The sequence below is a fragment of the Acinetobacter seifertii genome (assembly GCF_000368065.1).
Classification (GTDB): Bacteria; Pseudomonadota; Gammaproteobacteria; order Pseudomonadales; family Moraxellaceae; genus Acinetobacter; species Acinetobacter seifertii.
This window is the reverse complement of sequence record NZ_KB851200.1, coordinates 723,755-750,217: the sequence shown is the minus strand read 5'-3', so window position 1 is coordinate 750,217 and position 26,463 is coordinate 723,755. Positions and strand designations below refer to the sequence as shown.

At 38.7% G+C, this 26,463-nt stretch carries 15 protein-coding genes, 5 pseudogenes and 1 other annotated feature; of the genes and pseudogenes, 4 read left to right on the top strand and 16 right to left on the bottom strand.

Annotated features, from left to right (window positions below; genetic code table 11):
• Positions 1-5: 5 nt before the first annotated feature.
• The 3 genes and pseudogenes from F985_RS10990 to F985_RS10975 form a co-directional block, all read right to left on the bottom strand.
• Positions 6-1,165 (bottom strand): IS3 family transposase gene (locus F985_RS10990; RefSeq protein ID WP_085945698.1). Its coding sequence is split into 2 segments (ribosomal slippage): positions 6-931 and positions 931-1,165, totalling 1,161 coding nucleotides; the frame shifts between segments, so codons are not numbered across the junction.
• 310 nt (positions 1,166-1,475) lie between these two features.
• Complete coding sequence (locus F985_RS10980) at positions 1,476-5,981, bottom strand: translocation/assembly module TamB domain-containing protein (RefSeq protein ID WP_004700893.1); 4,506 nt, start codon at positions 5,979-5,981, stop codon at positions 1,476-1,478.
• Positions 5,982-6,007: 26 nt separating this feature from the next.
• Positions 6,008-8,512 (bottom strand): annotated as a pseudogene (locus tag F985_RS10975) (autotransporter assembly complex protein TamA); the annotation flags it as partial.
• A gap of 384 nt (positions 8,513-8,896) precedes the next feature.
• Between F985_RS10975 and F985_RS10970 the strand changes: the two are divergent.
• Both F985_RS10970 and coq7 read left to right on the top strand, forming a co-directional pair.
• Entirely contained in the window at positions 8,897-10,219 is a 1,323-nt protein-coding gene (locus F985_RS10970) for an MFS transporter (RefSeq protein ID WP_004700889.1), read from the top strand.
• A gap of 3 nt (positions 10,220-10,222) precedes the next feature.
• Positions 10,223-10,858, top strand: coding sequence for a 2-polyprenyl-3-methyl-6-methoxy-1,4-benzoquinone monooxygenase (gene coq7, locus F985_RS10965; RefSeq protein WP_004700887.1), 636 nt, complete (start codon positions 10,223-10,225; stop codon positions 10,856-10,858).
• A 46-nt stretch (positions 10,859-10,904) separates the two neighbouring features.
• Here coq7 and F985_RS10960 read toward each other — a convergent pair whose 3' ends face one another.
• Positions 10,905-11,453: a DUF2799 domain-containing protein gene (locus tag F985_RS10960; protein ID WP_004700885.1), complete on the bottom strand. Its 549-nt coding sequence runs from the start codon at positions 11,451-11,453 to the stop codon at positions 10,905-10,907.
• 409 nt (positions 11,454-11,862) lie between these two features.
• Here F985_RS10960 and F985_RS10955 point away from each other — a divergent pair.
• Positions 11,863-12,090 (top strand): annotated as a pseudogene (locus tag F985_RS10955) (glutamine synthetase family protein); the annotation flags it as partial.
• Positions 12,091-12,129: 39 nt separating this feature from the next.
• On the opposite strand, the gene F985_RS10950 reads toward F985_RS10955, so the two are convergent.
• Positions 12,130-13,349 (bottom strand): IS3 family transposase gene (locus F985_RS10950; RefSeq protein WP_085945696.1). Its coding sequence is split into 2 segments (ribosomal slippage): positions 12,130-13,073 and positions 13,073-13,349, totalling 1,221 coding nucleotides; the frame shifts between segments, so codons are not numbered across the junction.
• Positions 12,958-13,074, bottom strand: a sequence feature (AL1L pseudoknot). Its footprint overlaps the gene before it by 117 nt.
• Positions 13,350-13,399: 50 nt before the next feature.
• Between F985_RS10950 and F985_RS10940 the strand changes: the two are divergent.
• Positions 13,400-14,599: pseudogene (locus F985_RS10940) on the top strand (glutamine synthetase family protein); the annotation flags it as partial.
• A gap of 76 nt (positions 14,600-14,675) precedes the next feature.
• Here F985_RS10940 and F985_RS10935 read toward each other — a convergent pair.
• The 11 genes and pseudogenes from F985_RS10935 to F985_RS10885 all read right to left on the bottom strand — a co-directional run.
• Positions 14,676-14,912 (bottom strand): annotated as a pseudogene (locus F985_RS10935) (winged helix-turn-helix domain-containing protein); the annotation flags it as partial.
• Between the two features lie 19 nt (positions 14,913-14,931).
• A complete protein-coding gene (locus tag F985_RS10930; RefSeq protein ID WP_001223318.1) occupies positions 14,932-15,633 on the bottom strand; it encodes an IS1-like element ISPa14 family transposase in 702 nt (233 codons plus the stop codon).
• Between the two features lie 57 nt (positions 15,634-15,690).
• Positions 15,691-16,188 (bottom strand): annotated as a pseudogene (locus tag F985_RS10925) (response regulator transcription factor); the annotation flags it as partial.
• An 11-nt stretch (positions 16,189-16,199) separates the two neighbouring features.
• A complete protein-coding gene (locus tag F985_RS10920; RefSeq protein WP_004700879.1) occupies positions 16,200-18,854 on the bottom strand; it encodes a sensor histidine kinase in 2,655 nt (884 codons plus the stop codon).
• 38 nt (positions 18,855-18,892) lie between these two features.
• Complete coding sequence (gene kdpC / locus F985_RS10915; RefSeq protein ID WP_004700878.1) at positions 18,893-19,498, bottom strand: potassium-transporting ATPase subunit KdpC; 606 nt, start codon at positions 19,496-19,498, stop codon at positions 18,893-18,895.
• Between the two features lie 13 nt (positions 19,499-19,511).
• Positions 19,512-21,551 (bottom strand): potassium-transporting ATPase subunit KdpB, encoded by a 2,040-nt coding sequence (gene kdpB, locus F985_RS10910; protein WP_085945701.1) that lies wholly within the window; start codon positions 21,549-21,551, stop codon positions 19,512-19,514.
• Between the two features lie 8 nt (positions 21,552-21,559).
• A complete protein-coding gene (kdpA, locus tag F985_RS10905; protein WP_004700876.1) occupies positions 21,560-23,269 on the bottom strand; it encodes a potassium-transporting ATPase subunit KdpA in 1,710 nt (569 codons plus the stop codon).
• Positions 23,270-23,527: 258 nt separating this feature from the next.
• On the bottom strand, positions 23,528-23,965 hold the full coding sequence (locus F985_RS10900; RefSeq protein ID WP_004700875.1) for a 2-amino-4-hydroxy-6-hydroxymethyldihydropteridine diphosphokinase: 438 nt from the start codon (positions 23,963-23,965) through the stop codon (positions 23,528-23,530).
• Entirely contained in the window at positions 23,922-24,302 is a 381-nt protein-coding gene (gene folB, locus F985_RS10895; RefSeq protein WP_004700874.1) for a dihydroneopterin aldolase, read from the bottom strand. Before folB ends, F985_RS10900 begins: the two co-directional genes overlap by 44 nt.
• 15 nt (positions 24,303-24,317) lie before the next feature.
• Complete coding sequence (locus tag F985_RS10890) at positions 24,318-25,616, bottom strand: ABC1 kinase family protein (RefSeq protein ID WP_004700873.1); 1,299 nt, start codon at positions 25,614-25,616, stop codon at positions 24,318-24,320.
• Positions 25,617-25,674: 58 nt separating this feature from the next.
• Complete coding sequence (locus F985_RS10885; RefSeq protein WP_004700872.1) at positions 25,675-26,451, bottom strand: HesA/MoeB/ThiF family protein; 777 nt, start codon at positions 26,449-26,451, stop codon at positions 25,675-25,677.
• Between the last annotated feature and the right edge of the window lie 12 nt (positions 26,452-26,463).

The following is a 26,463-nucleotide window of genomic DNA, read 5'->3' as shown; positions in this document are numbered from 1 at the left end:
TGATCCTAGACAGTATCGTGGACAACAAATCCCTCTAAATTCTTAAAATATTTCTTCTCAAAGGCTTCAGGGCTTAACCAGCCATTTGCAGAATGTCTTCTGACCCGATTGTAATAAATCTCAATATAGTCAAACAAGACAGCATTCGCTTCTTTTCGAGTGGCAAACACACTGCCATGGACCACATGACCTTTCAATGTATGAAAGAAGCTTTCAGTCACTGCATTATCCCAACAGTTTCCACGTCTAGACATACTCTGAGTACAATCATTTGTCAGTAACAGCGCTCTAAAATCACGACTACAGTACTGTGAACCTTGGTCCGAATGAACCATAACACCAGTTGGATAACCCTGACGAGCCATTGCATAGTTAAACGTATCACACACCAACTGGCGGTCTATTCGATGGCTGGTTTGCCACCCCACGATACGACGACTAAATAGATCCAGCATCACACATAAATACAGCCAACCTTGCTTGGTACGGATATAGGTAATATCCGTTGTCCAAACCTTGTTAGGCTGAATGACTGTAAATTGACGCTCTAACAGATTGGGTGCTGTAGGCAAACGATGGTTTGAATCAGTCGTATGCTTGTATTTACGCGCAATCCTGCTGCGTAAACCCAGATTTTTCAGCATTCTTCCAACAGTGCGTTCACTCATGCTGTAACCTAAATCATGCATGTCATGTACCAATGAAGGTGCACCCAATCGTGCATGATGCTGCCAATATACGGCTTTTAAATCATTATATTTCTCTACCGTATTGGCCTGACGTTTTCGCCAGGCATAATAGCCTGAAGTGCTGACACCTAGGTATTTACAGGCAGAAGATACCGTGACTTCATTCATATCTAGATCTTGAATTACCGTGTACTTTTCTTGGCATGATCTGTTAGAAAGTACACATGCGCTTTTTTTAAGATGTCATTGGCTTCCTTGAGCTGTTTGACTTCTTTCTCTAATTCCAAGATCCGCTGTTGTTCTGGTGAAAGTTGACGTTTGCTTGAACCCACTGGATTGGTTTCACGAATCCATTTGTCTAAAGTTGAATAACCCACACCTAATTTCTGGGCGATTGCAGCTATAGGCTCGTGTGAGTTTGAAAGTGCATAATCAATTGCTTGCTGTTTAAATTCAGCACTAAAACGTTTGGCCATTTCTTGGATCTCCAAAGTTAACGTTACGTTATCTTTAGAGGGAAGTACTGTCCATTATTTTGGCTAGGATCAAATTCACCTTATTTGTAATTATCAACAAGGCTTTATCGATCTAATTTCATTTAATGATTTTGAAAATTAATTTATAAAACAGCAATTTTCAAGTGAAGTTTCTTTAACCAGAATCGTGTTTAATATGTGATTACTTCAAAGTAAATTAATGATCTATATGAGAATTATTAATTTTTTTAAAATAGTATAGCGTTAATAAAATAAGAGCCCACTTAAAGTGAGCTCTTAATTCATACATTTAGAAACGCCAATTGTAGAATAAGTCGATCGCTCTTTCTAAAGACTGACTTGCTTCTAAATATAAGCGGCGATTCATTTGATAACGTAAGGTAAGCTTATTGACTGGCGTAAATACACCAACACCATAACGAATAAATAAGTCAGGTGTGATATATCCAGTTAAGCTTACCTGAGTATCATCCCCTGTACCTTGGGCATCTAAGGCAAGTCCACTTAAACCAAAAGTACGACCAATTTGATTCGTCAAAGCACGAGTGCCACCTAAGCCCATACTAATACCAGCAGCAGCAATAGTATTGTTTACATCAGATTTAAAACCTTCCGAATTACTTAAACCGCTTGAACCTTCATTAATACGACCCGTTACCAATGCATTCAAGGCTTCTTGTTCAGACAAACCAGCATCATTATAAACTTGAATACTTGGTGATGACGCAGTACCTGTAACACGCACACCAACCATACTTCCCTGAACATTTTTATTCGCATCAATATCTAAAGTCGGGTTTGACAGTGGCCCATTGAAACGAGCAATTGCACGATTTAAATCTAAGCTTTGACCATATGCTTCAATTTTCACTTTTTGACTTACACCAATAGCACCCATCGCGCGCATTGCCGTTTCATAACCACGTTGAGTCAAGTTCAAACGACCAACTAGAGGAATATTACTGTTAAAGCCTTGGAAGATTACTTGGTTACCAATATTCACCGAAATATCAGCACGAATATCCCAAGGTTTAGCTGCGCGTAAAATTGCAAGTGGGTCTTGGCCCTGACGGACGATACGCACATCTGAAGATGTATTAATGACAGGTGCCGTTGTTTCAGGCATTGAAATACGTGCACGAGGAACATCTACAGACCCTTTCAAACTTAAACGTTTATCGAAAGGATACATATCAAGTGTCAAATTCGGATTTGCAATTGCTGTAATTAATGGTGCTTGGCGTACCAGTAAGTTATCACCTTTTAAGTTCAACTGTAGACGCGGTGAATCTTTCCAGTCGAAACTGCCTTTAAGTAAACCTACCCCTTGTCCACTGTTAAATGCACCATCAATTGTTGCCATATCCTGACGAATAGATGAATACACTTGTACGTTGGTTAAGTTCACTGGCAGGGAGATCATACTGATCGCCCCGTTTTTCAAACGCATTTCACCCGTAAATTGAGGTTGGGTTAAAGTACCATTTACTTTACCAGCTAAAGCTAACGTACCACTCATTGAGCGTACATCTTGAATAAATGGTTTCAAAACTTTTAATTGCACATCATTAAAGGCCACCTCACCACGCATTGGCATAGAGGGTTGGTATGGATTAATAATGACATTTGCATAGCCAGTACCAATATCAGGTGTTTTCACGTCAACGCGTAACAATAGACCATCTGAAATACTTTTCGCAATTACACTGAGCTCGTCATAAGTCAATGTGGTTGGCGGATCCTGAGGGTCTTCCGCAGCTAGGCCTAGTTCACCTTTTCGAGTCACTAAACGTGCATCAAGTTTAGGATGTCCACCATTTACCCAAGAAGCTTTCGCATATCCATTGAGTTGCCCTGTCATTGCCAAACCTTCTGGCATGAAAGCAGCAAAATCGCCTAAATCCAGATTTTGGGTAACAAATGAAATATTACCCTGTGCTTTACTTACACGTACAGGTTGATCAAGACATAACTGACTATTTTTACTCTGCCAACAATGTTGCCCAACAAATAATTCAGAACGTGCTGATGAGAAAATAATAGGTGCATTTTGATTTTGTGCTAAACGAATTCGTCGCGAATCAAAACTTCCTTTTTGAATTTGGCCTAACCAATCATTATTTTGGTTAAAACCACCTGCCAATTGAACATAGAATTTAGAAACATTATTGTTTGCCTGCACTTTTAATAAATGCGCTTTCCGTGTTCCTGTTAAATTAACTTCAGCAGACTGAATTAGACGGCTACCACTACGTAAATTATCTAACTTAGCTGTAAGCTGGGTTGGTGTTGTTTCAGATGTTGGGAGTTCACCCTGTATACGCAGTTTTTTAATACTCACTAAATTAGTATACGCAAAGTTATCAACTGCAATATTCGCGGTAGCTTTTAGGCGAGGTTGAGATTGGACACTCAAATCCCCATAGGCACCCCCACTCAAGCCAGGATACAACTCATAAAGTGCAGGAGCATTGAGCTTAATTTTTAAATTTTGCGCATTACCTGTTGCTTGTAACTGGTTTTGTGCATAAACCAAAAATAGATTATTCGCTTCAAATTGTTGAGGTAAGAATCCCTTTTGGTTCGAATCCATAAGTATAGATAAATTACCTTTACCTCTCACAGGTTTGTTATTCAAAAATCCTGCAAGATTCAACTGTTGAATATCAATACGCTTTAACTTATCAGACCAAACACCTTGCGTTTTTACATTTCCTGAAATTTCGCCTTTTACACTTGAAGCAAAATATTGAGGTTTAAAACGTACAAGCGAGCTATTGATATCCCAAGCAATACGATCTTTTAAGTTTACTGAGCCAGTCGCATAGATTTTTCCAGCAACACCATCATGTTGTAACTGGTTAATTCGAATAAACTCTGGAGTACCCGCAATAGAGAACTTTAATAATCCATTCGCCTGATTAAGTGCTTTCAACGATCCATCATAATTAACTGCAAAACCTTTAAACCCACCACCTGCTTTAACATCATTAAATAATAAAGCAGCTGTACTTTTCCCTGCTAGCGCAACCGTTTCTTGGCTTGCTTGAGCCAATTGACCTTTTAAATCGATTTTTTCAAGTTGAATAATTTGTTGATTTGGCTTTGCAAAACCACTTGCTTTGATTGATCCATTGAGTAGGTTAACAGGTGCTGCTGTATGAATACTTTGCGGATTAAAATCTTTTGCATTTAATAAGGCATTCCAAGCCAACTGACGTTTTTCAGTAGGCAATAAAACTTTGGCTTGGCCTGTAAGGCTACCTTTTTGAGCAGCAAAACTAAAACTAGGAACATTAAGAATATTATCTTTAACATTCAACGTTGCGAGATATTGTCCTGCTGGTAAAAGAGTCTGTTCATGCTGATATACTTTGGTTGCGACTTTAATATCTTGCTGACCATCTCGCAAAGTCAGATCAACTTGTCCACTATCACTGCTTAACCAACCTATATATGGCATAGCACGGTCTATTTTTGACCAAGCCACATTCATAAACATTGGTTGAGGTTTTTTATTCTTTTCAGGTGCTTGGTTTAATTTAAGTTTCCAAGATTCATAACGGTCGAAGTCTACATTGGCTAATACTTCAGTGCCTTTTTCTAAAGAACCAGTGGAAGAAACTGCTGCATCTAAACTTGGTGGTAAGAAGTCCTGAACGACTTGAGGAATCGCTTTATCTTTAGGATTAACATGATCTAAACGACCTTTTATGTCCCAAGTAACATGGTCTTTCCAGCTCACTAACCCTTTAAGGTTAATTGCACCTTTCATGACTTGGCCATTAAAGTCAGTAATATTCAACTGATGTACTAAATCAGTATTCATTAAGGCGTTGTATTGGCCTTCAGGTAAGTTCGCACCTTTTAAATCTGTATCAAGTGCTAAGTTAAGCTTTTGAACATTACCCTCAAATTTAATAACACCATTTTTAGCAAATAATTTTTGATCAACTAGTAAAGGCAAGTGATAATTTTTAAGTGACAAAGCCCCTTGCATTGGAACTTCATGACGAACTGGATGTAAAACAACCCAGCCTGTTAAGAGGTCTGGTGTTGTCGTTGCTACGCCAGCTTGTAATGTATCTAAACTTCCTCTGGCTGCAACTTTTATATTTTGAATATTTAAGCTTTTTAAAGAAGGAATTCTTAAATCTGCTGTCGCATTAAGCGGATATTTCCCACTAAAATCCATGTTTCCTGTTGCGTTATGTACAGAAAGATAACCCATATCCATGCTTGAGTTTTCAAACTTCAGCTTTGTCTCTGACCACAGCGCCTCGTTTAAGTGGACATCATGAAAATTTACAACAGAACCCGAATTTTTAATTTCTAAATGATCAACATCTGCCTTATCTATACGTAAAACAAATGGTAGTTTTATAGGTTTAAATCCAAATGGTTTATCTGACGGCGGCGCTTTATTAATAATGATTAAGTTGCGTACATCTGCGTTGCTTAAATGGACTTCTTTTTCTAATAGTAAAGAACGCCATCCTAAGCGAACATCAGCTCTATCTAAAGTAACATCGACTTCTGCCAACTGAACAATAATATTTTTAAGGATAATTCCCCTAAGTAAATTACCCCCTTCATACTCATATTTAATGACTTGTTGAGCTTGTAAAACACGGTCTAATAAAAAACGGCTTCCACGGTCAGTCGACATCATAATAATGATGGAAGCAACAAGTAATAAAAGTATGATTAATATTGTCAGCAAGAAGCTACGCAAAATACGTCGCTTCTTAGGAGAGCTTGGTGCCGAAGTGGGCTGCTGTTCTACTTCCGCCATAAAATAAACCTAATAAAATTTTATTTTTAAAGTTGTGGACCAATAAAGAAATGCAAACGAATTGGATGATTTTCATCAGAAATACCTGAAGCTACATCCAAACGAATTGGGCCAATAGGTGACTTCCAACGAATACCAACACCAACGCTATAAGCTGTCGGGTTACTAAAATTCTTATCGTAAGCATTACCAAAATCAGAAAAAATTGCTGCTCGCCAACCTTCTTTGAATTGATAGTTGTATTCCAGAGAGCCTACCGCTAGAGCTTGTCCACCAATTTTATATCCATCTACTTCCGGAGAAAGACTTTTGTAGTCAAACCCACGAATTGTTTGGTCACCACCTGTAAAGAATCTTAAATTGTATGGAACTTTATCAAACTCATCGGTAAAAATATAACTAAGATCTGATCGGCCCACAAACTGATGGTCATCATTCTCACCTAAAGAATAAATAAATCTCCAACCAGCTGTTGCAATTGCCATATTGGCATCGGAAAGTAAACTGCTACTTCCCAGTTCTAACTTATAACTTTGTTTAAATGCTTTAGTTGGGTTTAAACGTGTATTACTTGAAGTTTTAGAAGTTTCATAACCAAACAATAACGCTTCTTGCTCTGAAGCGGCAGTTTTAAAAGCATCGGGTAACTCAGAAATATCGACATTTCCTTTTTGAGTTAAACGATCCAGACGATAACGAACTCCAATGGTATGTTGCCAATCACCTAACGGTTTTTTAATAACGCGCTCTCCACCAAACACGGCAGATTCGGTTAATAAACTGACATCAGGCCCAATATTATCTCTAGTCTCACGCTCATAACCACCCACAATGTTAAAGTAATCATTTAATGGATGTTTATAAGGAATACTATAACGGCCATCTATGGACTGACGAATTTGAGAAAGCTCAAAGTTCGCGTCAAATGAATGACCATATTCGTTCACAATTGAGCGACGATATTGACTACGTAAGCGAGCTCCCGTATCGGTACCATAACCCACACCAGTTTCTAGACTATTTAATCTGTCTGCATTTAGAGTCACAATAACTGGAATTCTTTTTTCTTCACGTGCTTTAGCTTGTAAACGGTCTTGTTCCGATTCTTGCTCTTGATGATCTGCTGCAGTTTTTAAAGCAGCTGGAGCTGCAGCTAATTGTGCATTTTCAGTCCCAGCAAATTGTTTTTCGTCTACAACATTTTGACTAACCTCTTTAGTAGGTGAGGCTAATTGACGTGCTTTAGCAAGTTGTTGTTGCTCTGGAGAAAGCAGTTTTGATTCATCAATCGTGACATTTTGCTGATCGACCAGTGCTTGTAAATCTGGAGGTAACTCAAGCGGCTTTTCAATTGGATCAGGTTTAATTGAATCGACCAAAGTATAGTTAAAATACCTCGAGTTAGTCAGGTTATTAGCTAAAGCATTTACACGCCAAAATGTATAGTCATCGCCCTCTTTCCAAGGCGCCATACTTTCCAAAATATTTAATTTGATAGGTAATGGTTTTGAAGGATCGCTCATACGAAACTCAACCTTACCAAGCTTGTATCGCTCACCCGTTTCATATTTGAGATTAATATCTGCTTTGTTTTCAGGTTGGCTGACTTTTACATCGTGTAACCGCCAAAATGCATCAAAGTATCCATTATTTGATGCAGCATCTACAATTCGGCTTTTAGTTGTTTCATACAGACCATGGTTAAAAATATCTCCTACATCTTGGTCTGGAACTAAACGAATAACTTGGAACTGTGGTTGTTTTGCACCTGCTCCACTAAATTCAATATTTTGTTCATTAATTCGAACAGGTTCATTTGGTGTGACTTTTACGCGTACTCGACTTGCACTTAATTTTTCAAAACGAAATTCGGCATTGTAATAACCTACAGCTTGTGCGGCTTGGTTACTTAAACTTCTAAGCTGTGGTAACGCAGAATTAAAATCTTCAAATGATTCTTGGGTAAATGTAGATAACTTACCTTTGATATTTTTAGCAAGATCATCCGGTGCACCACTAACCTCCGCAGTGATACGTGGAATTTGTTCCATCGGAGCCACACGCGGCGGACGAATTTTATTGATAATACGTTTAAAGAAACCTTTCTCTTCAGGTGGTTCTTCTGTAGCGGCTGTAAGTTCTGGTAAAGTTTTTCCCGTTTCATTTGCTTCGACTACAATCTTACTATCCGATTGAATCTCACTCATGAGTTGGTCAATATTTACAGGTGCTTGAGTAATTTCATGTAATTCTGCTTGAGATGCATCATTGACCACTATTTCCGGATGTTTTTGAGTTCCATTTTGGAAGTTTTGCGCTTCAGTTTTTGCCTCTTCTGCAACTCGATAAATTTCATTTGCCATACTCTGATCAACAGGCATAACAGGTAAGTCATCAAGGTTATCCAGCGTGATTGGCTTAAATTCTTCAATCTGATTTGGAAATTGTTCTTGTTGTTGCAATATAGCCAAGCTATCTTGTTGCTGCTGTGCTTGAGTTACAAGCGTCGCAACATCCGTAATTGGAACATCATTTTGGTTATTTGTACTGGTTTGTTGTGATGATAAATTAGCTACCGTCTGTTGGGCTGCTGATGTTACTGTTTCTGCCGAACTTTCAGCATAACAAGGAGTAACACATAAACTTAACAATAAGCTGCTACAAATAAGTTTAGGTATACTCTGCATTTTTAAGATTAAATGCATAGAGTGAGAAAGAGTTGACTGTTTAAACTTAATTTTAGAAGGCATGGAAAACTCTAAACTTATTTTTTAATAAACGCACCAATATGAGGATAAAACTCACTCGAAACCATTGATTTTTCATTTAATCAAGCGTTAAAAATATCATACATGGTTTTCGATGCAAATTAACACTCGGTCACATTTTTTAATAAAACTCAATGAAGCTTGCACATGATGAAACAAGATGAATCCCTGATGACATCACGTCGGTTTGTACCGATGTTTTTTACACAGTTTTTTGGCGCATTAAATGACAATGTTTTTAAGCAAGCTTTATTGTTAGTCATTACGTATGGTTGGATTCAACAACAATCTGCCCCAGTAAGCACACTCAATAATTTAGCAGCATTATTGTTTATATTGCCATATTTCTTTTTTTCAGCAACTGCTGGACAAATTGCAGACAAATACGAACGATCACAACTTGTACGCGGCATAAAAATCTTAGAAATTATTATTATGCTCATTGGTTCTGCTGGCTTTTTATTGGGGCATTTATGGTTGCTGCTCTTCGCCTTATTTTTAATGGGTACACATTCAACTTTCTTTGGCCCAATTAAATATGCAATTTTGCCTGAAATTTTAAAACCAAACGAACTCATGTCAGGTAATGCCTTATTTCAATCTGGTACATCGATGGCAATCTTGTTCGGTATGATTTTAGGTGGTGCCGTAATTGCATCATCAGAAGGCAATTTGCTGTGGATTAGTCTGACTGTAGTCGCTATTGCTTGCATAGGCTATGTGTTTAGTCGTTTTATTTTGCCACAGAAAGTTGCTGCGCCAGATTTAGATATAGACTGGAACTTTATTCGGACAAGCTTCCAAACCATTACATATGCTAAAAGTTTACCGTTAGTGTTCACAATTTTATTAGGTAACTCGTGGTACTGGTTTTATGGGGCAACTTATTTAACGCAAATTCCGCAGCTGACTCAGCAAAATCTTCATGCATCGGAAAATGTAGTTAGCCTGTTACTCACCTTCTTCTCTGTCGGAATTGGTGTTGGTTCATTACTTTGCCGTAAAATTGGTGGTTCGGAAATCAACATTAAAATGGTGCCAATCGGTGCAATTGGCCTTACTGTTTTTGCACTTTACCTTGCAGCCAGTCTAGCTTTTGTACCTGAAAGAACTGGAGCTTTACTGACCTTAAAAGATATTTTCACTCAAGGTTGGGTTTACTACCACGTCATGATTGCTGTTACTTTATTGGGTATTAGTGGTGGTTTTTATATTGTTCCTTTATATGCCATGATGCAGGCTTACTCACCACGCTCACATCGTGCCCGTGTTGTTGCAGCGAATAATATTTTAAATGCTGTATTCATGGTTTCTTCTGCAATTTTCTCAATCTTAATCTTAAGTGTTTTAAAAATTGATATTAAAATACTATTTATTATTACAGCTGTACTTAGTGCAATCTTTAGTATCTGGCTTCTCGCCCGACTAAAACCGATGCTTGCCACAGCACATCTTTCTTTGGAGGACTAATTTATGCGCCACTACACAGGAATTGATCAACTTATTAACTCCTTTGATCAGGCATTACGTAGTCTTGTCCCAGGTGCAACAGCAGCGCAGCGCCAAAATCCGGCTGAAACAGCTGAAACAAAACTTGGAGTAGAAGATGCTCGCCATGTTGCGGGGTTAATGCGTGTTAACCATAGTGGTGAAGTGTGTGCCCAAGCGCTTTATCATGGACAAGCATTAACGGCGAAATTGCCAAATGTGCGCCGCGAAATGCAACAGGCAGCAATTGAAGAACAAGATCATTTAGCTTGGTGCGAAGATCGTTTAAAAGAGTTGAATAGCCATACAAGTTTATTAAACCCTATCTGGTACGGGTTGTCATATGGTATGGGTGCTCTTGCAGGTATTGCTGGTGATAAATATAGCTTAGGCTTTGTTGCTGAAACTGAACGTCAGGTAAGCATGCATTTGCAAGATCATTTAAACCAATTACCTGCTCAAGATGAACGCTCTCGTAAAATTTTAGAGCAAATGAATGAAGATGAATTACATCATCGTCATACTGCGCTCGAAGCAGGCGGTGTTGAATTACCTTATGCGGTAAAAATCAGTATGACCGCTATTTCAAAGTTAATGACAAAAACCAGTTATTATCTTTAAAAAAACAAAGGATTGATCTCATTCAGATCAATCCTTTTCTCAAATATTATTTTAAACCATGGTCATATTTGAAACGTTCAATATCTCGAATCGAGTTCCAATAGTTACGATTAATACGGTCACGATCATTTTGTAGATCTCTTAAAAGCTTACGATAACGTTCACGTTCTTCTGGCTTTAATTTTTCGTTATAAGCACTGTCAGAATACTGCTTAAACTTTTCATCATAACGGTCATATTCATTTTTTGCATTGTAGTAATCTGAGGCAGCTCGATAATAAGGTCTTAAACGATTACGCTGCTCGATTGGGCATACATTAATATTACCGTTCCCCTCTAAAGCGTTATAAAAAATGTTTGCTGGCTGGCAATAATACCCTAGACCTTCTTTATATCCACGTTCATATGACTTTTGATCTGGAACAATATTGGCTTTTCCGCACGCTTTGTAATATTGATCTAAACGAGGTGAAGAACCTTTTGAACCATCTTTCTCACCCACTAATGACCAATTCGCAGTCTTACATTCTTCTACGCTCATTGCAGCACAACCCGAGAGGCTGATTGCCAAAATGGCTAAACCGATAATTTTCATATTAAGAGAACTCAAAAATAAAATTTAAAAAAACGCAAGAAATAAAATTCCAGTACATACACTATGTAAGTCCTGCTTTATTCAAAACTTATACATAAATGTTTAACTGGATAAGCATTTTAAGTTTAAATCAGTTTCACCATCTGACCAAATGATAGAGTTCAATTTCCAACCACATTTAACTTTAGAAAGTGAAATCCATAGAAGTTTTATATCTCTCCGACTATTCATATACGCTAATTTTACTTTAAAAATCCATTATCAAAATAAATCCCAATACATTGATTATAAATATAAAAAATTAAATTTTTCATAAAATATTCTTCAACCATCTTTACTCTTTTTTTACGCGATTTCCTTCAAAGGCTCAGGTAGGATTTGAATTAAATAACCACCAAGGTTTTTTATAATGAGTACGCTTATTTACCCCAATTTAAACTTAAAAGATTCTCACTTTAAGGCATTTAAAATATCAGATGATCTTATTCCACAAACGCAAATCCATACGTTTAACTCAGAACTTTTTTTTAAAGAAGTGGATGAATATTTAAGTTTATATCCTCAGACTCAACACATTGATATTTGTCTACACGACTTAAACGGGCATATTCGTGGTAAACGTATTGATGTTAAGAGTTGAACCGTACCGGGTTTGTCGGAGACTTTTTTATTTAAGTTAGGCCACCTGACCTAACGGGTTAATCTTATCATAGTACATTGCTTCAAACTCAAAAGGCGATACATAACCCAGTGCACTGTGTACACGCTTTTTATTGAACCAATCTACCCAGTTTAGTGTCGCAAGTTGTACATCTGCTAAACCTTGCCAATCTGCTTTTAAATATTCAATCACCTCTGTTTTGTATAAGCCATTCACCGTTTCAGCCAAAGCATTATCGTATGAATCACCAGTTGTACCGACTGATGCTCGTAAATTTGCTGCTTCCAAACGATGGGTGTAACGAATAGAAAGGTATTGCACGCCTCTGTCGGAATGATGAATTACATTCTTTGGCATACCGCGAGCATGTAACGCTTGTTCCAGTGCATCAAGGACCATGTCTGTATTCATCCGTGTTGATACTTTCCAGCCAACAATTGCCCGTGAGAAAACATCAATCATAAAGGCGGTATACACCCAGCCTGAATGGGTTTGAATATATGTGAAGTCTGCGACCCACAGCTGATCTGGATGATCAGCACTAAAATTCCGTTTCACCAAGTCGGCTGCTCGTTTTTGATCATCTCTGCTACGTGTCGTTTGTTTGTTCTTACCACGCCAAACACCTTGTATTCCTAGCTGTTGCATCAATCGAGCAACTGTACAGCGCGCAACAATATAACCTTCCCGTTTCAGTTTTTGCCAGACTTTACGTACACCATACCGACCTGAACTTTCCTGCCAAATTCGTTTAATTTGTTCAGCATGATGCAGGTCATGTAGATCTCTTTTCGCTCGATGTTCTGGATTGTCCGCAAGATCTAAAGTTCGATAATAGGTTGAAGTTGCGATTGGTAGAATTCTACAAATCGCCTCAACACCGTATAGGTCTTTATGGTTATGAATGAAATCCACCATTATTTGTGTGGGCGGTCGAGCTCCGCCTGGGCGAAAAAAGCAGCTGCTTTACGTAGAATTTCATTGGCTCGCTGCAGTTCTTTATTTTCGCGTTCAAGTTGTTTAATGCGTTCTTGGTCTGAAAGCTGCTGTACTTTAATTGGATTCTGTTGATTCAAATGCTTCTGATGCCAGGAACGTAGTGTTTCAGGAGTACAGCCAATCTTGGGAGCAATTGCTGTGATTGCAGCCCAAGTAGAAGGATAATCTTTTTCGGATTCAATCAATAATTGAACCGCTCTATCTCTGATTTCAGGGGTGTATTTTACTTTTTTCATCGGGACATTCTCTCAAGAAAAGTGGTCTCCGACAAACCCGGTACGGTTCAAGTCTAAAAAATCTATCGAATGGATGTTATTTTCCACTTTCTGTTTATGCCATGAGTCTTGATGGTAAAGTGATTGAAGAGACAGGCTTAGGAAAATATATCGGTGAACCAGATAGACTTTGTCTGCCCATTTTAGGCAGCTTACAACCAAGTGCCTTATCGCCAGAATTAAATGCCCAGCTTTATCTATCCATGCAAGAAGAAGATGGTACAGACTGTCGCTATGAACCACGCAATATATTAAAAAAAATATTAAATCAGTTACATGCTAATAATTACTTTCCTGTCATGGCTGCCGAATTAGAGTTTTATCTTTTCTCACCTCAGAATCAGGCTGACACATGTATAGAAAACCAATGTTTTGATATAGATGCACCCAATAACTATCAACAAGTCCTAGATGAAGTTGAAAAAGCCGCCCTACTGCAATCTATTGAAATTACCGCTATTGTTGCGGAGTCATCACCTGGACAATATGAACTAAATCTTCAACACAGCCATGACATTTTAAAGCTATGCGATCAAATTAATGCCTTAAAAAGAATTGTAAAGCAAGTTGCAAGAAAGCATGACTTAACCGCTTGTTTCATGGCGAAACCGAACTTGGCAAAAGCTGGTAGTGGCATGCATTTTCATATGAGCATGCTCAATCAATACCATGAAAATATATTTAGCTCAGAAGAAGAAAAAGATGAGCTGGCAGCCAAATTACTCAGTGCGATTAGCGGACTCATTGAGTTAATGCCTGCATCTATGGCGATTTTAGCGCCTAATATTAATTCTTATAGACGTTTTAAAATTGGGCATCATGTGCCATTAGAAGCCAATTGGGATACCAACAATCGTAATGTCGCAATTCGAATTCCATGCTCAGATATACAAAATCAACGTTTAGAATATCGTGTTGCTGGAGCTGACTGTAACCCCTATCTTGTTACAGCCACTATTTTAGCGGGCGTATCTTATGGCTTATCTCATAAGTTACCGCTACCAAAACCTGCACATCTTTTGAAGTTTCAAGATGAGCACATTTTATTAGCCAACAACCAACCAGAAGCCTTAAAAATATTTAAAGGAAGCCTTATTTTAAAAGGATATTTAGGAGCTGACTTTGTAGAGCATTGGTACACGGTTAAGCAGGCTGAATATCAAAATATTTACAGCCAAATGACTGAAGCAGAGCAGCATTGGGATATATAAATAAAAAAAAGCAAAAAACTATAAACCACTTTGCAAACCCTTAGGGAGAAATACCCTAAGGTTTTTTTATATCTCATTAATGATTTTTCTGTTTAGCTAAAAAGCGTAATCCCACACCAGGTTCAGTAGCAATATAGCGTGGCTGAATCGCGTTATCTCCTAGTTTACTGCGCAACTTACCCACCAAAATACGCAAATAATGCGTATCTTCCTGATGGGTTGGCCCCCACAGTTCTTTTAAGAGCTGTGGCTGGGTTAAAAGCTGTCCTTGATAGCGCATTAATAGGGTCAAAAGTTGAAATTCTGGTGGTGTTTCAAAAAGTATGCTGACATTAAATGAAGCCATTATTGATGTAAAAAAAGGTTAAGTCGAAAGCTTTAAAATGGTTTTCAATCTTTTTTGAAAAATTACAACTCCTTCTAAAACCACGCCTAATTCGATGCCTTATTTTGCAATTATTACCTTCAATACCTACAGTAAAAAATTTACCAATACTTTGCTTGCAGTTTTTAAAAGCAGTTATGAAACTGTCCCAATGATCACTTGCAATTCGGGTGTAGTGAATACCTAATTGTTTAAGCTTTGTTTTCAATCGTTGAACTGTAGCTAAGTCTCTTTTACCCCAAACATAAGCAACAATCTCACCTGTTTCTCGATGGTAGGCGTAAATAAGCCATTGTTTATTATTTTTATTTCCCACAAAAGTCCAAAACTCATCAACTTCAAGAGACTCATAATGACTTTGTTTAGGCTGAATTTGGTAGGTCGATTCGGTTAAAGTACGTAAAACTTTACCGATACTGATTCGCTCAACTTCAGCGATATCTCGTATACCACTACCTCTGACCATCAACTGTAATATTTTTCGAGTAATGCCTGAATTACATCCTAGATAGCTCAGAGCATGGTCACCAATAAACTGACGTTTACAGTCTTTGCACTGATAGTTTTGTTTCCCATCTACTTTGATGCCATTTTTCTTTATACTGTCACTGAGGCAGGTTGGACATTTGATTTCTAGAGTTATTCGCATTTCTCTATTTTATCAAAATTCAACCTGCTTTGTTTCAGCATACTTTTTGAAACACCACCGAAATTCTTTTCGAGTTAACGTAATTGGCTGCTGCTCGACCCAAACCAAACGTTGCGTAACATCAACTTTGAGATAACCATCGTCATAAATATGCGCTTCTTGCTGGATTGGTTGATTTCTTAATATGACACGAATGCGCGCCAAAAGCTCTTGCACACTAAAAGGCTTGGTCATGTAATCGTTTGCCCCTGCGTCTAGCAAGGCAACTTTTTCATATTCATCAGCGCGTACAGATAACACAATAACCGGCACATTCGACCAGCTACGTAACTCTTGAAGGACTTCTTTCCCGTCTAAATCGGGTAAGCCCAGATCTAGAATAACTAAGTCGGCACCTTGGGTTGCTAAAGCTTCTAGACCTTTGTAACCCGTTTCGCAGAGCGTGGTTTTATATTTTTGAGTTCTTAAAGCGATATCTAAAAATTTACGAATTTGAGGCTCATCATCAATAATCACAATGCGTGTTTCTACAGGTGATGTTTCGGAACTTATCATGAATTTACAACTTATTCTTTTACGGGGTGAATGGGTAATCTGATTTGAATTAAAGTACCTTTATTTTGGCGCCCTGAAAATGCTTCTATTGTACCCATATGAGCACCAATAATCGCTTTTACGATTGTAAGCCCTAAACCAGTACCAAATTTTCCACGGTCTCCACGCTCCATCGTGTAAAACATATCAAAAATGCGGTGTCTTTCTTCTTCAGGAATTCCCACACCTTTGTCTTCAATTTCAATTTTTACTTCATCTTCTGATGAAAGATTCGCACGAATCATGACTGGTTCATCGGGAGGTGAAAAGTTTGCAGCATTTTCTAAAACGTTAAAAATGGCTTGTTCTACCAATGCTGGGTGGACATACAAACTAATCGGTTGCTCAGGCAACTGAACTGTGACTTTGGTATCTGGTTTATAGCGCTTTAAACGGCGGGTAGCTGAACCAATTAACTCATCTACCCCAATCCAGTCTCTTTTTAAAGTTAAACCTTCATGTCCCAAACGGGTCATATCAAGTAGGTTTTGAATATAACGGTCTAACCGTTCCCCTTCTAAATGAATCGTTTCAAGTAAATCTTGTTGGTCTTGTTCTGACATATCAGCTTTAAAATTGGCAAGCGTGTCTGCTGCGCCAATAATAGAAGCTAGTGGCGAGCGTAAATCATGCGATACCGAAGATAATAAAGCTGAACGTAAGCGCTCTGTTTCACTGGTGACTTTTGCTTGTTCAAGCTCATTCACCAATTGGGTTCGAAGTGCTGCCTGTGCAATATATTCAATTACACTTTCAGTTAGTTTTTTTTGCTCAAAATTTAGAGAAACCACTTCATCTTTAAAGTAAATTCCCACTATACCTAGGCTATTTTTCTGTTCTAAAAGCGGTAGAAACCACCAGTTCGACTGACTAAGGGTATCGGTAAAGCGCCCGCATGGCTGTTGATGTTTCAAACACCATTCTGCAGCTACTTTTTCTTTATCATTTAGCTCAATATCAGATGAAATGACTCTATCTTGAATAGAAATCCACACTTTAGTTTGAAGCTGGGTTTCTAAAGTCATACGCCCTGTTTGCATGACTTCTTCAAGATTCACAGCACTAGAAAGCTTACGTGCCAAGTCTTGCATCACTGTGGTGTAAGCATTGGCAGCTTTTAAAGACAAAACTTGCTGGCGTAACTGAGAAGCCAACCGCCCAGCGATTAAAGCTGCTGCAAAAAAAGCAACAACGGTAACCACCCCTTGGTGTGCTGAAATTTGAAATGTAAAACGTGGTGCTATAAAGAAAAAATTATAGGCTAAGAAACAAATAAGAGCGGCTACTACTGCAGCAAGCATTCGGGTTTTCGTTGCTACAATTAAAACTGAAATAATGAAAATGACAGAAAAGTCTTCAATACCCAATAGAACTTCGGCAAAGTGAGCTATAAAAATACTGACACAAGTAACCGCTAAAACAAAAATACTTTCTTTTAATGATAAAAATGATGGCTTTTCAAGCTGAGTGATCTTTTTAGTGCCCTGTTCTGGATGCAAAATAGTTAAAGCAATCGAATTTTCTTGATTTAATAATTGCTGAGCTAAATTTTTCTTAAATAACTTTAACCACCACGGTGAAATACTTTTACCAATAACCAGATTGGAAATTCCTCGATCAACGGCAGCATCCATTAACACTGACGCAACTCGATGCCCATATAAGACTTCTGTTCGACCACCGAGTTGTCGAGCCAGCTCAAATGCGCGGTCGATTTCAATATATTCTTTTTTATATGAATTTCCCGAACTCTGTCCCAAGTCCAAACTTTTAGCAACATTCACTACAGTCCATGTTGCTCCATAGCGTTCAGCTAAACGACAACCTGCCCGCACTAAATATTCAGAAGAACCTTGTCCATCTATCGCAATCATCAATTCATTTTGCAACGAGATAGACTTTAAACCTTTAGAGGCATAACTCTGTTTTAAATCTGAATCGACATGCTCAGCAACGCATTGCATTGTCAGTTCACGCAATGCAGTTAAGTTTGAAATGCTAAAAAAGCCTTGCAATGCCAGATTCGCTTGCTCCGGCACATAAACTTTTCCTTGATGGAGCCTTTCAATCAGTTCACTAACAGGTAAATCAATTAAACGAATGTCTCGAATACGATCAAATACACGATCTGGCACAGTTTCATTTACTCGAATGCCCGTAATCTGATGTACCACATCATTTAAGCTTTCTAAATGCTGAATATTCATGGTGGTAAATACATCAATACCAGCGTCTAGCAATTCATTGACATCTTGCCACCGTCGTTCATGGCGACTATTTGGTATATTGCGATGAGCCAACTCATCAACCAAAACAATTTCCGGATGCCTGAGTAAAATAGCATCCAAGTCCATTTCTTCTAAAGTGTGCCCCTGATATTGCATTTCCTTTCTAGCAATTTGAGGCAAGCCTTCCAAAACTTTTAGAGTTTCTATTCTTCCATGGGTTTCAACAATACCCACAACAACATCTGTGCCCTGTTGATATAACTCTTTAGCGCGGGCAAGCATGGCATAGGTTTTTCCAACCCCAGGTGCGGCACCGAGAAAGACCGTTAGTCGACCGGCTTGATATCTGTTGACATGATTTAATAAGGCTTCAGCCTGATTTTCGCGATTGCTTTGCACTTGATATCATCCGGTAAACTAACAACTTTATTTTTAAGTTAATGTGTAGATTGTAATTGATCTAAAGCGATATTGAGTTCTAATACATTAACACGAGCTTGCCCTAGTACACCAAACTGAACTGGTTCAATATGCTTTTGTAATAACTCTTCTACAGCTTTAGGGTCTAAATGACGCGCTTGAGCCACTCTGGCAACCTGCAATTGAGCAGATTCAGGGCTAATATGCGGATCGATACCACTACCTGATTTAGTCACCAAATCACTTGGAATAGCGGTATTGCCCGTATGGTCTTGTTTTTTTACCCCAAGAATCTGAGCATCAATTTGTTTTTGAAGCTCTGGATTGGTAAGGGCTAAGTTTGTGGCCCCCATAGACATTGGGTCATAAGCAACCGCTGAAGGACGTGGATGAAAATAAGCCTCTCCAACAAATGGCTGAGCGACTAATTTTGACCCTAGAACTTTATGGTTTATTTCAATCAAACTACCATTTGCTTGATTGTTAAATAACACCTGTCCCGCACCTGTAGCGATCGCACTATAAACGGCACCACAACCAACAAGGGTAAAAATTAGAAGTCCGAAAGATGCTCTTAAGGTTTGACCCAAATTTGCTTCTGAATTTTGTACATAAGTTTTCATTTCAACCTCCAGATTACAAACCAAATAATTGAACAATCACAACATCAATCGCTTTGATGGCAATAAATGGTAGAACCACACCGCCCACCCCATAAATCAACATATTTCGACGGAGTAACTGAGTTGCAGTTGAAGGTTTAAATTTCACGCCTCGGAGTGCGATTGGAATTAATAGCGGAATAATAATCGCGTTAAAAATTAATGCAGATAAAATCGCGCTGTTTGGACTTGCTAAGTGCATTACATTCAATACTTGCATTTGTGGAATCGCAGCAGCGAACAATGCAGGCAAAATGGCAAAGTATTTAGAGACGTCATTTGCTAACGAAAATGTTGTCAAAGCACCGCGGGTAATCAACTGCTGTTTCCCAATCTCAACCACAGCAAGTAGTTTGGTTGGGTCAGAGTCTAAATCGACCATGTTGCCAGCTTCTTTCGCGGCTTGTGTACCCGAGTTCATAGCTAAACCAATATCCGCTTGTGCTAATGCTGGTGCATCGTTGGTTCCGTCACCGACCATCGCAACTAAACGACCTTGTTGTTGTTCGGTGCGAATACAAGCCAATTTGTCTTCTGGTTTTGCTTCGGCAATATAGTCATCTACCCCAGCTTCAGCAGCAATCGCGGCAGCGGTTAATGGGTTATCACCTGTAACCATGACAGTTTTGATGCCCATTTCTCTTAAGCGTGCAAAACGCTCTTTAATGCCATGTTTAATCACATCAGAGAGTTCAATCACACCTAATACATGATGTTGATTTGCGACTACCAATGGTGTTGCACCCTTTTTGGCAACTTGTTCAACACGTGCTTTTAACTCTAAATCTTGAGAATAATCTTCATCTACAAACTTCAAGATTGCGTCTAAAGCACCTTTACGAATTTGCTCACCATTCGGTAAATTCACACCAGAAATTCGAGTCGAAGCACTAAAAGAGATAAATTCGGCTTGCTCAGGTTCTTGCTGTTTTAAACCCTGTTCTTTTGCTAACTTAACAATCGACTTGCCTTCTGGTGTCGGGTCAGCAAGTGAGCTTACCCAAGCAGCAGCTCTTAATTCAGATTCAGTCACAGAAGTTAAAGGATAAAAAGAAGTCGCTTGACGGTCACCATATGTAATGGTTCCTGTTTTATCCAGTAAAAGTACATCAATGTCACCTGCAACTTCGACAGCTTTACCTGATTTCGCCAAAACATTGGCTTTGAGCGCGCGGTTCATACCTGCAATACCAATCGCAGGTAACAAGCCACCAATGGTTGTTGGAATTAAGCAGACTAACAATGCTACGAGTACAACTGGATCAAGTTCAATATGCAAATAATGAGCAATAAATGGTAGGCTAATCACCACAATTAAAAATGTAAGTGTCATCACCATTAACAAGAAGCCAAGTGCAATCTCATTTGGTGTTTTCTGGCGATTTGAGCCTTCAACTAAAGCAATCATACGGTCTAAGAAACTTTGGCCAGATTCTGCGGTCACTTGCACAACAATACGATCTGTAAGAACTTTAGTCCCACCAATAACACCTGAACGGTCAGTTCCAGCTTCACGTAACACGGGTGCTGACTCACCTGTAACCGCTGATTCATTAATGGTCGCAAAGCCTTCTACAATTTCACCGTCAGCTGGAACAAGCTCACCTGCATGTACTTCAATATAATCATTTAAATGTAGTTCGGTGGCTGCAACTTGAGTTGCTTGGCGGTCTGTCAAAGAATTAAGTCTTCGAGCAGTCAAGTTTTCTCTTGCTGCACGCAATGAAGATGCCTGTCCACGACCTCTAGCCTCTGCAACCGCTTCAGCATAGTTAGCAAATAAAATCGTAATAAACAAAATTGCTGTAACGACCAAACCAAACATCAGTGTGGCATATCCCATTAAGGTACTTAGAGCAGTGATTACTGTTCCAAGCCATACAATTGCCATGACAGGGTTTTTAATTGCATGCTGTGGTAGCAATTTTACAAAAGCATTTTTCCAAACTTCAAAACTTGGTACTGCCACAGTCGTTTTATGGCTATTTACATGAGTTTGTGTATTCATTTTCACTCGCCTCCTTAGCCTTTAACCAACAAAAGTTGATCGGCAATTGGCCCAAGGACAAGAACTGGCATAAATTGTAATAAGGTAAGCAATACAACAATCGTAATCAGCGTTAAGGCAAAGGTTGGAGTTTCAACCTGAAGACTACCTGTTGTTTCGGGTGCTTTTCTTTTTGCTGCTAAACGTGTCGCAATCATTAATGGCAAAATTAATGTCGGGAAGCGTCCTAAAAGAAGAGCAAGACTACATGTGACATTCCACCATACGGTGTTGTCTCCAAGGCCTTCAAAACCTGAACCATTGTTTGCAAAAGCAGAAACATATTCATAGAACACTTGGCTAATACCGTGTGGTCCAGGGTTTGTGATACCTGATAATCCCGGAATACTAAGACTCAAGGCTGTAAAAGCCAGAATAATAAGAGGCTGAATTAAGATAATAATCGCAAGTAACTTGATCTCTGCTGCTTCAATTTTGCGTCCAAACAATTCAGGTGTACGACCTGTCATTAAGCCTGCAATAAATACCGCAAGTAACAGATAAATCATAAACTGTTGCAGACCACAGCCCACACCGCCCCAAATTGCATTAATCAACATGTTAATGAGTTCAACCAGCCCAGTAAGCGGCGCAGAAGAATCATGCATCATATTGACCGAACCGTTATTCACCTGCGTAGTGATCGCTGCCCAAACTGCTGATGCGGCTGGTCCAAAACGTTGTTCTTTACCTTCCATTACAGCAATTTGAGATGCGGTCGATGACATACTTTCAGACCAGACAGCTGCTGCACCTGAAATAACTGACATCAAAAGCATGCTACCAAACACAAAGTAGGCAAATTTTTTACGTCGAGTAAAATGTCCCACCATAAAAACGACTGTAATTGGAATGAGTAAAATCGCAATCATTTCTAATAAATTAGATAGCGGCGTTGGATTTTCTAAAGGTACAGAACTATTTGGACCATACCAACCGCCACCGTTACTACCCAATTGCTTAACAGCAACCATGGGTGCAACTGGACCTAATGGAATTTTTTGGGTTTGTACGGTATTCGCTTTATCAATAAGCTGTACTTCCGGCCCACCCTGAAAAGTTGCTGGTACGCCTTGGCTGTTAAGCAACAATGACCAAACAAAACAAAGAGGAAGCAAGAAACGAACTGTAGGACGTATTACATCTGCCCAATAGTTACCAATTAAAATTTGATCTGGCTGTTCCGCAACGTCAGCTGCAATATGGCTAGGACGTTGATAAAAGAAAGCTCTTAAGGTCGCAACAACTAAAGCTAGCCCCATCATTGGTGTGATGACTTGCAAACCTACAATACCTGTCATTTCCGACAAATAAGACAATTGAGCTTGACCAGAATAATGCTGTTGGTTGGTGTTGGTTAAAAATGAAATAACCGTGTGTAATGCTAAATCCCAACTCATATTTGGTGCATGATTTGGGTTTAATGGCAGCCATGCTTGCGTCATAAAAATAGCAAAAACGGCTATAGCTAAAAAAATACAGCTAACAACAAATGCTAAAGAATATTGTTTCCAGTTCATTTGTTGTTGTGGAGATATACCTAACAAGCGATATACAGGATTTTCAATCCAACGAAATAATCCATCGCCGACCATCGGCTGATTTGCCATTACTTGGGATAGATATTTGCTAAGGCACCATGCTAAAAAAATAGCAATAAATAAAACAAGGATAAGTTCTAACATGGCTATTCTCCTCTATACCCCTTGGCTTGATTTGCCAAAATGGAAATAAGGAGAGATGAAGAAATATCACTTTTTTTGAGTCCGCATAAGGCTATGCCAGACTGATGCAAGATGCGCATTTGAGAATTTATAAGCATCTTTATTGTCCTGAAGTAACACTAATTTAGTGGATTTCAGTATGGATAAAATGCTCGTAAATTCTCTATTGAGGAACTCAAAGGCCGCGTAAATTTTGCGTAAATTTTAGTTTGAAAGACCTTAAAATTTAAAATTAACAACTGGGTAAAGCGTACTATCAGCCTTTAGTCTTTCACAATGCCAAAGTTCATATAAAGGAATTTTTACATCGAGCGCCAAAGGTAATTTTTTAGAATTAAATTGCATATGGTCCAAATCAGTTCCCCATGCAATCAAATCTACATCTAAAGAAATATGATGCGATGGTCGAACACGTCCAGAATCTGACTCAAGTTTCTTTAAAAAAGATTCAACTTGTTCAGATGATAACGTGCTTCGTAATAGACACGCTGAATTCCAGTAATCATCTCCAATACCATCTCGGCATGGAATTTGATAAACAGATGAAAACTGCACTTTCCCCAAAGTTGCTAATTGCGTATAAGCAAAAGTAAAGTGCTGATCTGCGTCTAAATTACTCGCTAGGGCGAGTGCAAAAATTGTTTCTGGTGCGTTCAAGACGAATTCCTACAGCATTAGCTTCTGCAATGATGGCTGGCTTACGGATGGTTATGGTAATTTTTTCAATTGTTGGAAAGGTTTCAAATAAACATTGCAAAACTAGATGAGCTGCGTGCTCGATTAACTCAGGTTTGGCTTGCTGAATGGTTTGAGCCGATAACTCACAAATCTGGGCATAGTTGAGTGTGTCCTCAAGCTTGTCAGATGCTGCAGCTCGGCTCAAATCATTATGGATGGTTAAATCCAACATTAAAGGTTGAATGATTTGTCTTTCCCAGTTGAAACAGCCAATGACTGTCTCAACCTTTAAGCCTTCAATAATAATGGCATCCATAAATCTAAACTGACCTTAATGCTTTAACAAAGAAGCAGGTTCCATATTTTGAACCATTTTCAAACGTTGGTCTGCATAAATATCAGTATATGGTGCGAGTACGCGCATAAAACGATCGAAATAAAGCATTTGCTTAAATAACAAGGCAAAATCTCGAGGGAATTTAATACCGTGACGCTCACCAACCCCTACCATATCCATCATAATGTCGTTTAAATCGGCTGGATTTGAAGACAAAATCTGCTGTGGATCGGCCATTAATACGCCATTAAACAAACGCTCTAAATCTTGAGCTAAAACCTGAACATCAACCTTGTTATGGGTCATGCCCATTTTCAGCATATTTTCAGCCATTGCCTGATAATCAGTTTTTTGTAAGGCATCCATAAACGCAATACACGCTGTCCAGACTTCTGGCTTTAACTGCCCCACAATACCGAAATCGATAAAACCAATTCGGCCATCTTCGAGTAGCATTAGATTTCCAGCATGTAAGTCCGCATGGAAACTCTTACAAAGCATAAGACTACCAAACCATGTGTTCATGGCAGTAATCAGTACCTGTGACGGATCTTTAGCATATTGTTTCACGACACTAAAGTCTGTCAAAGACACACCGTATAAACGCTGCATGGTCAACACACGGCGTGTAGAAAACTGATGATAAACTTTAGGGGCTGTCGCAGCGTGGTTTTGAGAAATATTTAAATATTCTATAAAGTCATCTAAGTTTTGGGCTTCTTCAATAAAGTCAACTTCACGCACCATACGAGTTTTAATTTCATCGACAATGTCAGAAAGAGCAGCAAACTTGATTTTAGGGACTGCACGTTCAAGTAGTTTGGCTGCCCAATGCACCACATTTAAGTCAGTGTATAAAATAGTTTCTACGCCAGGTTTTTGTACTTTAATAACGACATCTTCACCAGTCGTGAGTTTAGCCGCATGAACCTGAGCAATTGAAGCAGAAGCTAAAGGTTTTTCATCGATATAACTAAAAATCTGGTTTAAATCACGCCCTTCAAATTCAGAGGCAAGCACGCCTTGAATATAACTAAATGGCAGAGTTGGTGTCTGATCTAAACAACCTTGAAATTCTTCTACATATTCACGCGGAAATAGCGATGGTGTACTCGCGATAAACTGACCAAGCTTAATATATGTTGAGCCAAGCGACTCAAAAGTCTCTCGCATGAGTTTGGCATTACTTGGTTTATCAGTTGCATATTTAATACCAGCTTTAGCAGCAACCACTGCGGTTTCACCGATACGGGCAACTGAGCGCAATCCATCAAATAAAATATTTTTTTTCATATTTCTTTAGAACCAGAATATTCGTCTCAAGTGTAGCAAATTTTGCTTTATTTGCTGATTAGCTTGCCTGACAAAGTGGACAATTTATATCTTTATCAAAATTAACAATGCGTTGTGTCATCGTTAACCCATCCCAAAGTAGCAGTTTCTGTTTTAACGGCGTACGATTTAGCCCTAAATAAAGCAAAGTGTGATGTGCTTGTAATGACGCTATCATTACAGGAGTTGTTGCAAGCACTCCTGACTCAGCACATCGCAATCCTTCATTGTCATGTTGTTCTTTGGGGAACAAACATTCATAACAAGCAGAATCACTCTCAACCATAAACATTTGCGCCTGAAAGCCAATTGCAGAAGCACTAATTAATGCGACCTGATGTTTCTTACAAGCGCTATTCACTAAATAACGAGTTGTAAAGTTATCACAGCCATCTAAAACCACATCTTGGTGTTCAACAAGTCTATCAATGTTATGTTCGTCTAAACGTTCATTAAAGTATTCAACACAGATATAAGGGTTAATTTTCTGTAACCGTTTTGCCAAAACTTCAGCTTTATAGCGACCAATATCTTCATGACCAAATGCGATTTGGCGCTGTAAATTACTTATCTCAATGGTATCTGCATCAATGAGTGTAATTTTCCCAACCCCTGCTCGTGCGAGTAGTTCTGCACTGCTACAGCCTATGCCACCAGCGCCGATAATCATTACATTAGCAAGTTTGAGCTTTTCCTGAGCTTCAATATCCCATCCATCAAGTAAAATCTGACGGCTATAGAGATGCATTTCTTCATCACTTAACTCTACAAAATCGATATCTTGAAGCTCGGTCACACTTTAATCCTT

Coding starts and splice junctions, on each gene's coding strand:
- F985_RS10980 (WP_004700893.1), bottom strand. CDS start 5,981: ATGGCGGAAGTAGAACAGCAGCCCACTTCGGCACCAAGCTCTCCTAAG.
- F985_RS10970 (WP_004700889.1), top strand. CDS start 8,897: ATGATGAAACAAGATGAATCCCTGATGACATCACGTCGGTTTGTACCG.
- coq7 (WP_004700887.1), top strand. CDS start 10,223: ATGCGCCACTACACAGGAATTGATCAACTTATTAACTCCTTTGATCAG.
- F985_RS10960 (WP_004700885.1), bottom strand. CDS start 11,453: ATGAAAATTATCGGTTTAGCCATTTTGGCAATCAGCCTCTCGGGTTGT.
- F985_RS10930 (WP_001223318.1), bottom strand. CDS start 15,633: ATGCGAATAACTCTAGAAATCAAATGTCCAACCTGCCTCAGTGACAGT.
- kdpC (WP_004700878.1), bottom strand. CDS start 19,498: ATGAAAACTTATGTACAAAATTCAGAAGCAAATTTGGGTCAAACCTTA.
- kdpA (WP_004700876.1), bottom strand. CDS start 23,269: ATGTTAGAACTTATCCTTGTTTTATTTATTGCTATTTTTTTAGCATGG.
- folB (WP_004700874.1), bottom strand. CDS start 24,302: ATGGATGCCATTATTATTGAAGGCTTAAAGGTTGAGACAGTCATTGGC.
- F985_RS10890 (WP_004700873.1), bottom strand. CDS start 25,616: ATGAAAAAAAATATTTTATTTGATGGATTGCGCTCAGTTGCCCGTATC.